The sequence below is a fragment of the Geodermatophilus sp. SYSU D01176 genome, assembly GCF_054050015.1.
This window is the reverse complement of record NZ_JBJGYN010000091.1, coordinates 1-9183: the sequence shown is the minus strand read 5'-3', so window position 1 is coordinate 9183 and position 9183 is coordinate 1. Positions and strand designations below refer to the sequence as shown.

At 75.5% G+C, this 9183-nt stretch carries 12 protein-coding genes; 6 read left to right on the top strand and 6 right to left on the bottom strand.

Features of this window, described 5'->3' with window-relative positions; genetic code table 11:
- The first annotated feature begins 218 nt into the window (after positions 1–218).
- The 4 genes from ACI78Z_RS24535 (at position 219) to ACI78Z_RS24520 (ending at position 3267) form a co-directional block, all read left to right on the top strand.
- Entirely contained in the window at positions 219–731 is a 513-nt protein-coding gene (locus ACI78Z_RS24535; RefSeq protein WP_457039151.1) for a universal stress protein, read from the top strand.
- Between the two features lie 54 nt (positions 732–785).
- Positions 786–1271: a cation:proton antiporter regulatory subunit gene (locus tag ACI78Z_RS24530; protein WP_457039150.1), complete on the top strand. Its 486-nt coding sequence runs from the start codon at positions 786–788 to the stop codon at positions 1269–1271.
- Between the two features lie 8 nt (positions 1272–1279).
- A complete protein-coding gene (locus ACI78Z_RS24525) occupies positions 1280–2443 on the top strand; it encodes a cation:proton antiporter (RefSeq protein WP_457039149.1) in 1164 nt (387 codons plus the stop codon).
- Positions 2444–2526: 83 nt separating this feature from the next.
- Positions 2527–3267: an alanyl-tRNA editing protein gene (locus tag ACI78Z_RS24520; protein WP_457039148.1), complete on the top strand. Its 741-nt coding sequence runs from the start codon at positions 2527–2529 to the stop codon at positions 3265–3267.
- Positions 3268–3272: 5 nt separating this feature from the next.
- On the opposite strand, the gene ACI78Z_RS24515 is transcribed toward ACI78Z_RS24520, so the two are convergent.
- On the bottom strand, positions 3273–4040 hold the full coding sequence (locus tag ACI78Z_RS24515; RefSeq protein ID WP_457039147.1) for a hypothetical protein: 768 nt from the start codon (positions 4038–4040) through the stop codon (positions 3273–3275).
- A gap of 85 nt (positions 4041–4125) precedes the next feature.
- Positions 4126–4410: a hypothetical protein gene (locus ACI78Z_RS24510; protein ID WP_457039146.1), complete on the bottom strand. Its 285-nt coding sequence runs from the start codon at positions 4408–4410 to the stop codon at positions 4126–4128.
- 415 nt (positions 4411–4825) lie between these two features.
- Between ACI78Z_RS24510 and ACI78Z_RS24505 the strand changes: the two genes are divergently transcribed.
- Positions 4826–5443, top strand: coding sequence for an excalibur calcium-binding domain-containing protein (locus ACI78Z_RS24505; RefSeq protein WP_457039145.1), 618 nt, complete (start codon positions 4826–4828; stop codon positions 5441–5443).
- A gap of 92 nt (positions 5444–5535) precedes the next feature.
- Positions 5536–6351 (top strand): class I SAM-dependent methyltransferase, encoded by an 816-nt coding sequence (locus ACI78Z_RS24500; RefSeq protein ID WP_457039144.1) that lies wholly within the window; start codon positions 5536–5538, stop codon positions 6349–6351.
- 20 nt (positions 6352–6371) lie between these two features.
- On the opposite strand, the gene ACI78Z_RS24495 is transcribed toward ACI78Z_RS24500, so the two are convergent.
- The 4 genes from ACI78Z_RS24495 to ACI78Z_RS24480 all read right to left on the bottom strand — a co-directional run.
- The gene (locus tag ACI78Z_RS24495) at positions 6372–7409 is read right to left on the bottom strand and encodes a glutathione S-transferase family protein (RefSeq protein ID WP_457039143.1); all 1038 of its coding nucleotides are present in this window, start codon (positions 7407–7409) and stop codon (positions 6372–6374) included.
- Positions 7410–7628: 219 nt separating this feature from the next.
- Entirely contained in the window at positions 7629–7943 is a 315-nt protein-coding gene (locus ACI78Z_RS24490; RefSeq protein WP_457039142.1) for a hypothetical protein, read from the bottom strand.
- A 30-nt stretch (positions 7944–7973) separates the two neighbouring features.
- Positions 7974–9044, bottom strand: a complete 1071-nt coding sequence (speB, locus tag ACI78Z_RS24485) for an agmatinase (protein ID WP_457039141.1) — start codon at positions 9042–9044, stop codon at positions 7974–7976.
- A partial coding sequence (locus tag ACI78Z_RS24480; protein ID WP_457039152.1) for a copper amine oxidase occupies positions 9041–9183 on the bottom strand: 143 nt, incomplete at its 5' end. The genes ACI78Z_RS24480 and speB, both read right to left, overlap by 4 nt.

Here is a 9183-nt window from a genome sequence, read left to right as displayed (position 1 = left end):
TGCCACGGGTGGCTGCCCCGGCGCCGGGCGGACTGAGCAAGGCCCACCCCACCCCCCCCCGCGCGGGCTCGGCGGCGGCCCCGCCCGGCGGGCGGCACCCCCAGGGCAGGGGGTGGGGGGACGCGCGCCCCCCGGCCCCCGTGACGTGTGTCGTCGGTCACGGACGACCCGGGCTCCGGCCACGGGAGGTGCTGCCGCGACGACGATAGGTTGCGTCCATGACCGAGCAGATCGACGGAGAGTTCGACGACGAGGGCGTGACCCGGGTGGCCGACGTCCCCGGTGGGGTCCTGGTCGGGCACGACGGGTCGCGGTGCGCGCAGGAAGCGCTGCAGTGGGCCGGCCGCCTGGCCGCCCGCGCCGGCTTCCCGCTGCACGTGCTGCGCGCCTGGAAGATCACCACGGCGCCGCGGCCGGCGAGCTGGGCGCCGGGCTACATCCCCCCGTTCGAGGACTTCGAGAAGGCGGTGCTGGCCGACCTGGAGTCCGACGTGGCCGCCGCCGGCCTGGACCCGGCGCTGTCGGTGACCTGCCACGTCACCCACGGCACCGCCGTGCGCGGGCTGATCGAGTCGGCGGTGCGGGCCGACCTCCTCGTGGTCGGCGCCCGCGGCCGCGGTGGCTTCACCGAGCTGGTGCTCGGCTCGGTCAGCGACCAGGCCGTGCGCCACGCCCCCTGCCCGGTCACGGTCGTCCGGACCGGCACCGGAGCGGCCCACCCCGGGAGCTGACCACCGGGGGTGAGCGCCGGACGGCGACCGCCCGAGGTCTGCCACGATGCCGACGTGGACCTCGAGGAGACCATGCTGCCGGGCGTCGGCGTCCGGTACCGGCTGCGGACCAGGTCCGGCGAGGTCCTCGCCCTCGTCGTCGGCCGGGACGGCTCGGCGGAGGTCGCGGTGTACGACCGTCGCGACCCCGACCGGGCGCGCGGCGTGCTGCGGCTCGACCCGGACGAGGTCGACGCCGTCGCGGACGTGCTCGGGGCTCCCCGGCTGACGCAGCGCTTCGCCGACCTGTCCCGGGAGGTCCCGGGGCTGGAGTCGGGACGCTTCCCGATCCGCGAGGGCTCGCGCTTCGCCGGGCGCCCGCTGGGTGACACCCGGGCACGCACCCTCACCGGCTGCTCCATCGTGGCGATCGTGCGGGGCGCCGACGTCGTCCCGTCCCCGGGGCCCGGCGACCTGCTGCACCCTGGGGACGTCGTCGTCGCCATCGGGTCGGCGCGGGGGCTGGCGGACCTGGCGCGGCACCTGGACGAGCCCGCGTAGGCACCCCCATGGACCACGTCGCCCAGCTGCTCGTCGAACTGGGCCTGCTCTTCTGCGGCCTGTCCCTCATCGGCCTGCTGGCCCGCCGGCTGGGCCTGTCGTCGGTGCCGTTCGTCCTCCTGGCCGCGCTGGCGCTGGGGGAGGGCGGCATCGCCCCGCTGACGACGTCGGAGCCGTTCATCGCGGCGGCCGCCGAGGTCGGCGTCGTCCTGCTGCTGCTCGCGCTCGGCCTGGAGTTCACCGCCGGCGAGCTCTTCACCTCGCTGCGCCACCACGGCCCCTCGGGGCTGGTGGACCTGCTGCTCAACGCCCCACCCGGTTTCGTCGCGGGGCTGCTGCTGGGCCTGCCGTGGCAGGGGGCGCTCGCTCTCGCCGGGGTCACCTGGATCTCGTCGTCGGGCATCGTCGCCCGGCTGCTCGGCGACCTGGGCAGGCTGGCCAACCGGGAGACCCCCGCGGTGCTCTCGGTGCTCGTCCTGGAGGACCTGGCGATGGCGCTGTTCCTCCCGCTGCTGGCCGTCGCGCTGGCCGGTGGGGGACCCACGACGGCGCTGGGCGGCATCGCGCTGGCGGCCGGGGCGGTCGGGCTGGCGCTGGTGGCCGCCCAGCGGCACGGCCACCAGCTCGGCCGGATCCTGGCCTCGGACGACGACGAGCAGGTGCTGCTGCGCCTGATGGGCCTCACCCTGCTGGTGGCCGGGCTGGCCCAGGCGGCGGGGGTGTCGGCGGCCGTGGGCGCCTTCCTCGTCGGGCTGGCGCTGCCCGCGTCGGTCGCCGACCGCGCGCGGGCGGTCCTGGGCCCGTTGCGCGACCTGTTCGCGGCCATCTTCTTCGTCGCCTTCGGGCTGTCCACCGACCCGGGCGCGGTGCTGCCCGTGCTGCCCGCGGTGCTGCTGCTGGCCGTGGTGACCGCCGCGACCAAGGTCGCCACCGGCTGGTTCGCCGCCCAGCGGGACGGGGTGGCCGTGCCCGGCCGGCTGCGCGCCGGGACGGCCCTGGTGGCCCGCGGCGAGTTCTCCGTCGTCATCGCCGGGTTGGCCGTCGCCGCGGGGGTCCCGGAGCTCGGGCCCGTGGCGACGGGGTACGTGCTCGTGCTGGCCGTCGCCGGCCCGGTGCTCACCCGGTTCGTCGAACCGCGCGGCCGGCCCGCCGTCCCCGCACCCCGGTCCTGAGTCGGGTCGAGCCGGCTGGGCGCAGGACGGCCCCGGGCGGCCGACGGTGGTCGCCGTCGGCCCGGAAGCGGCAGCATGCCGGGGTGACCACCGCCAGCGACCGACACGGGCACACCCACCGCCTCGACCTCGCCGACGCCACCGTCCGGGAGTGGGACGCGACGGTCGTCGCGGCCGATCCGGAGCAGGGCATCGTGCTCGACCGCAGCGCCTTCTACCCCGGCGGCGGCGGGCAGCCGCCGGACGAGGGCGTGCTGCTGTGGGGCGGGGTGCGCACCCGGATCGCCGGCACCCGGAAGGGCGACGAGCTCTACCTCCTCCCCGTCGAGGGCGACCCGCTGCCGCCGCCGGGGACCGCGGTCCGCGGCGCCCTCGACGACGAGCGGCGCACCCAGCTCATGCGCACCCACTCCGGCCTGCACGTGCTCACCGGCGTGGTGTTCCGCGACTTCGGCGCGCTGGTCACCGGCGGGAACATGGAGCCGCTGACCGCGCGGATGGACTTCGACCTGGCCGAGGTGCCGCCGGACTTCAAGGAGCGGGTCGCCGAGGCGGTCAACGCGGAGATCGCCGCCGACCGCCGCATCGAGGTGAAGACGCTGCCGCGCGACGAGGCGTTCGCGATCCCCGACATCATCCGGACGGCGACCAACCTGCTGCCGCCGGACATCGAGGTCGTGCGGATCGTCGACATCGTCGGCCTCGACACCCAGGCCGACGGCGGCACGCACGTGGCCTCGACGTCGATGGTCGGCCAGGTCGAGGTGACCAAGATGGAGAACAAGGGCCGCGGGTTCCGGCGGCTGCGCGTCCGCATCGTCTGAGCCGGTCAGGCCGGCCGGGCCGCCCACTCCGGCGTCTGCCGGCCGAGGGCGACGGCGTGCGCCAGTCGGAGGCTGCCGGCGAGCCAGACCAGGACGTCGTGCAGCCGCAGCCGGGTCAGCGGGACGCCCCCGGTCGCGGCCAGCAGGACCGACACCGCGGTCTCCAGCGCGCCGAAGGCCTCGGCGTTGCCCAGCAGCTCCCGGTGCACGACCGCCTCCACCCCGCTGTCGCCCTCCTCGACGTGGGGCAGCAACTGGCGCCGGGTGGTGCGGCTGAGCAGCGGCACGAGGTCCGGACGCCGGTGGTGCAGCGCCGCGGAGACGTGCTGTCGGTGCCACCCGGGCCCGTGCCGGCCGACCGCCCGCAGACCGGCGCCTACCGTGCCCGGCTCCTCCAGCACCGACAGCTCCCCGGGCGGGAGCTCCCAGAACGGCCGCCCGTCCGCCCGCGCGGCCACGCGTTCGGCCGGCGGGCCGACCTCGTCGAGCGCGGAGCGGACCGCGGCCCAGCCCGCCGGGTCGAGACGGCCGTGCAGCCCCTCGGCGACCAGGACGTCGTCGTCGCCCAGCGGCCCGGCGGCCGGCCGGCGGCAGTCGAAGCGCTCGTAGCCGAAGGCCGGGACCCGCACCCACCGGCCCTCCGGGTGGCTCGGGGAGCGGAACCACAGCGCCCGCCGTCCCCGCGCGTACCCGAGCACCGCCGCGAGCGCGGTGTCCCAGGGGATCGGGTCCGGTCCCGTGCTGGGCAGGGACAGGGGCGGACCGGCAGCCACCTCCCCAGCCTGCTCGACGCCGAGCCGGGCCGCGCCGTCGAGCGGGCCTGGACGAGAGGTCGCCCCTCGGCCGCGGCGAGCCCGGTCACCTCGGGGGCCACCGCCACGCCGGCGGCTCGACGACGGGGACGACCCGTCCGCCCGCGGCCAGGTGCAGGCTCCAGCTGCTCTCGATCGCCTCGTCGAGGACGGCGTGCAGCCGCTCGGCCCACTCGTCGTCGTCCGCGGTGACCGCGGTGTGCCCGGGGCGGCACAGCGCCATCGCCAGGTGGGCCAGGTCGGGGGAGTGCTCGGTCGCGGCCTCGTGCAGGTGCACCAGGCCGCGCACCGTCGGCAGGTCCGGCACGCGCGGCACGTCGTCCACCGGCATGACCACCGGCAGCGTGGTGCCGTCCCCGTGCAGCCACGACAGCCAGAGGCTGCGGGCGGTGAAGACCGGCGGGTCGAGCAGGTCGGCCCAGCGCCGGGTCAGCTCGGCGGCCGAGCGGACGGGGACCTGGGCGAGCGGGGGAGGTCGTCATGCCCGGGACCCTGGTCGCCGCCACCGTCGGCACGGCCCGCCGTCCACAGGCGAGCGGCCGTCCACACCGTCGACCACGTCGTCCGCCCGGCTCTGGTAGTGGCCTCGACGGTGTACGGGCGGGCGGAGGCGGTCCTCCTGAACGACGCGGTCTCGGCTCATCCGGACCACGCGCACCAGCCGGCGCAGCTCCGCTCAGCCGGCACACCGCGGGTCCCGCGCGCACGTACGGTGCCGCTGCACACCTCAGATCGGGGGACCAGTGATGATGCCGACCGGCCCGGGCACGCCGCCCACCCGGACGATGCAGTTGCCCGTCCAGCCGCCCGCCGGGACGCCGGCCGGCACGCGGCGGAGGTGGCTGCGGTGGGCGATCCCGCTGCTGGCCTTCCTGCTCGGCGCCGGCGTCGGCGGGGCCGGCGAGGAGACCGACGTGGCCGCCACCCCGCAGTACATCGCCCTCCAGGACGACCTCGAGGTCGCCCAGGACGAGGCGAGCGAGCTGAGCGACGAGGTGGCCGCGGCCGAGGAGCAGGTCCGGCGGGCGGCCGCGGCGGCGCAGGCGGAGATCGAGCAGCAGACCGCGGCGATCAGCCAGCGCGCCACGGCCCTCGACCAGCGCGAGCAGGACCTCGTCGCGCGGGAGAGCGCCCTGCGGGCCGCCGAGCAGACGGCGACCAGCAGCAGGAGCAGCGGCTCGTCGTCGTCCTCCTCGGGCGGCGGCACCGCGTCGGTCGTCGAGCCCGAGCCGGAGGTGTCGGTCAGCGCGTCCTACGGCAACTGCTCGGCGGCGCGCGCCGCCGGCGCCGCCCCGGTCCGCGTCGGCGACCCCGGCTACGGCCGGCACCTCGACCGCGACGGTGACGGGGTCGGCTGCGAGTAGGCCGCACGACTCCCGACCCGGAGTCGGAGCCGTTGTGCGGTGGGCCGGCCGGGCGGGAGGCTGCCCCCTGTTCCGCCGACGGAGGGGGCACCGTGGACGACCAGCGGGCGCGGGTGGTCGGGGTCTTCGACCGGGCCGCGCCGACCTACGACGCCGTCGGGGTCGAGATGTTCGGGCCGATCGCCGAGCGGCTGGTCGACGAGCTCGACCCCCGGCCGGGGGAGCGGGTGCTCGACGTCGGCTGCGGCCGCGGCGCGGTGCTGCTGCGGGCGGCGGCGCGGGTGGGGCCCACCGGGTCGGTCACCGGCGTCGACCTGGCCACCGGCATGGTCGAGCGGGCGCGGGCGGCCGTCCGCGCCGCGGGGGTCGACGCCGAGGTCCGGGTCGCCGACGCCGAGGACCCGGGCGGCGGCCCCTACGACGTCGTCGCCTCGTCGCTGGTGCTGTTCTTCCTGCCCGACCCGATCGCCGCGCTCCGCGCCTGGCGGAGGCTGCTGGTGGACGGCGGGCGGGTCGGCGTCACCACCTTCGGCCGGTACAGCGAGTCATGGCGCGAGATGGACGGCCTCTTCTCCTCGTACCTGCCGCCGGGGATGCGCGACGTGCGCTCGGTCGGCCGCGGTGGTCCGTTCGAGACCGACGAGGGCGTGGTGGGGCTGCTGCGCGAGGCCGGCTTCACCGACTCGCGGACGGCGCACACGACCGTCCGGGTGCGCTTCGACGACGAGGACCACTGGCACGCCTGGACCTGGTCGGTCGGCCAGCGGGCGATGTGGGAGGCGGTCCCCGAGGACGAGCGCGAGGCCGTCCGCGCCGAGGCCTACCGACGGCTGCAGCGCTGCCGGGAGGCCGACGGCCGGATCGGCTTCGACCAGGACGTGCGGATCACCCTCGGCCGCCGCCGCTGACCCGGTGGATCAGCGAAGGGTCACCGGTGGCCGAGGCCACCGGGGCCGTGGTCGGCCGGCACGCGCTCGTCCTCGGGAGGAGGCGGGGGCGGCGTGCCGTCGCCGAACGGCGACCCGCCGAGCTCCTCGCGCCCGTGCGGGGTCAGCCAGGTCGACGTGTCGGGGCCCTGCGGGATGACCTGCGTCGGGTTGATGTCGGCGTGGACGACGTAGTAGTGCTCCTTGATCTGCGGGAAGTCGATCGTGTCGCCGAAACCCGGGGTCTGGAACAGGTCGCGCGCGTAGGCCCACAGCGCCGGCATCTCGGTCAGCTTCTGCCGGTTGGCCTTGAAGTGGCCGTGGTAGACGGGGTCGAACCGTGCCAGCGTGGTGAACAGCCGGACGTCGGCCTCGGTGATCGTGTCGCCCATCAGGTACCGCTGCCCGGACAGCCGCTCCTCGAGCCAGTCCAGCGCCGTCCACAGCCGCTCGTAGGCCGCGTCGTACGCCCGCTGCGAGCCGGCGAACCCGCACCGGTACACCCCGTTGTTGACCTCGGTGTAGACCCGCTCCATCACCTCGTCCATCTCGTCGCGCAGCTTCTCGGGGTAGAGGTCGGGCGCGCCGTCGCGGTGGAACCGCGTCCACTCGGTGGAGAAGTCGAGCGTCATCTGCAGGAAGTCGTTGGTGACGACCTGCCTGCTCGGGACGTCGACCATCGCCGGCACGGTGATGCCCTTCGCGTAGTCGGGGAACCGGGCGAGGAAGGCCTCCTGCAGCCGCTCGTAGCCGAGCACCGGATCGCGGCCGCCGGGGTCGAGGTCGAAGGTCCAGGACCGCTCGTCGTGGGTCGGCCCGCACATGCCCATGGAGATCGCGTCCTCCAGGCCGAGCAGCCGGCGCACGATCGCCGCCCGGTTGGCCCACGGGCAGGCCCGCGCGATGACCAGCCGGTACCGCCCGGCCTCCACCGGCCACCCGCTCGAACCGTCGGCGGTGATCCGGTCGGGGATGTAGTTCGTGTCCCGCGTGAACTCCCCGGAGGTGACGTAGCCCGAGCCGCTGTTCTCTTCGCTCACGGCACCCAGCTTGATCGACTGCGCGCCGGGGCGCTCGTCAGACCCGCGTGAGGGTCGCCTCGTCCCGCTCGCCGCACGGGAAACGCCGGACCGGTCGAGCCCCACCGCACCCCGGCTGGCGATGCACCGGGGCTGCGGTGGGTCGGGGCAGGTCAGGGGCGCAGGGCCACCGCTGCGGCCCCGACCAGCTGGAAGCGGCCAGGCAGAGACCCAGCCACATCAGACCGCCGACGAGCTGCCGGTGAAGTGCGTCAAGCCAGCCACCTCGTGCCCCTGGCCCGCGAGCATCTGGGCGTGGAGTACGAGCATCCCGGCGTCCACCGTCGCGGTCATCCTCCACACCGAGGCGGTCGGACCCCGCCGCAGGCGCCAGGCGCATGGCAGGCAGGTCGCCGCCAGACCGGCCATCGCCAGCGATCCCAAGGACGAGGGGTCGAGCAGCAGGATGTGGACGACGGTGGACACGGCTGCCACGGCTGCGAACCGGCCGAGGGACAGCCTGCCGGACAGGAGGGCGGCGCTCGCGGGGGTCACGGTTCGAGGGTCACCGACGACCGCGTCCGGTCACCGCCCATCATCGGACGTCCCCCCGCCCACCTCACCGAGGTCGAGAGCCCGCATCTCCTCCATGAGACGCCGTCGCTCGACGATCCCCGTGGTCATCTCGAGCAGGACCCGGTTGGCCAGCGCGGCTGTGATGTTCATCGGCTGGTCGTAGTGAGGCGCCACCTCGACGATGTCGGCGCCGACCACGTTCAGCTCCCGGGCCAGGCGGCGCACGGTGGGCAGGAACTCCCGGGCGAGGATCCCACCGGGCTCGGGCGTCCCGGTGCCCGGCGCCATGCCGGGATCGACCACGTCGATGTCCAGCGACAGGAACACCGCCTCCGCCCCGTCGGTCAGGGCGTAGTCCACCGCCTCGTCGACCACGGGGTCCAGACCGCGCTCGTTGATCTCGTCCATGAAGAAGGTGCGCATCCGGTGCTCACGCATCCACGCGACGACCTCGGGAGGTGGCCAGTACCCGCGCAGCCCGATCTGCACGAACCGGTGCCCGGGGACCGCTCCGGACTCGATCAGCCGGCGCATGGGCGTGCCGTGCCCGTACAGGTGCCCCCACTGGTGTGGAGCGGTGTCGGCGTGTGCGTCGAAGTGGATCAGTGCCACGTTGCCGAACCCGTGGTGGCGGGCGACACCGGTGGCGTTGGGGAAGGTGATGCTGTGGTCACCGCCCAGGACGATGGGGATCGCACCGGCCGCGGCCACCGTGTGGACCCAGCTCTCGATGACCTCCAGCGAGGGTTCGATGTGTCCGCCGACGACGGGGACGTCACCGGCGTCGACGACGGGCAGCTCGGACAGTGGGTCGATGCCCGTGGACAGGTGCGGCCGCCTGCCGTCAGGGGGCAGGTAGTCGGCCTCGCGGATCGCACGAGGGCCGAAGCGGGCGCCCGGCCGGTAGCTGGCGCCCCAGTCGAACGGCGCACCGAGCACCACGACCTCGCCTGGTCGGGCCTCGTCGTGACGGCGGTGCGGGACGCCGCAGAAGGAGCCGCGGCTGCCGAAGGACTCACCCGACCCCGGTGCGAAGGGGTCCGGCGGGCGGGCGTCGGGGCTCGGCAGGTCCCAGCTCATCGCCCCTCCTCCGCGTGGCAGTGGCCGTTGCCGGCCGACCGGGGGAGGTCGAGGACCGGGTTGCGGTCGAAGAAGCCGAACGGCTGGATCGAGAACCCGACGTGCGAGCGGGGCATGACCGGCCAGTCCTCGAGACGCA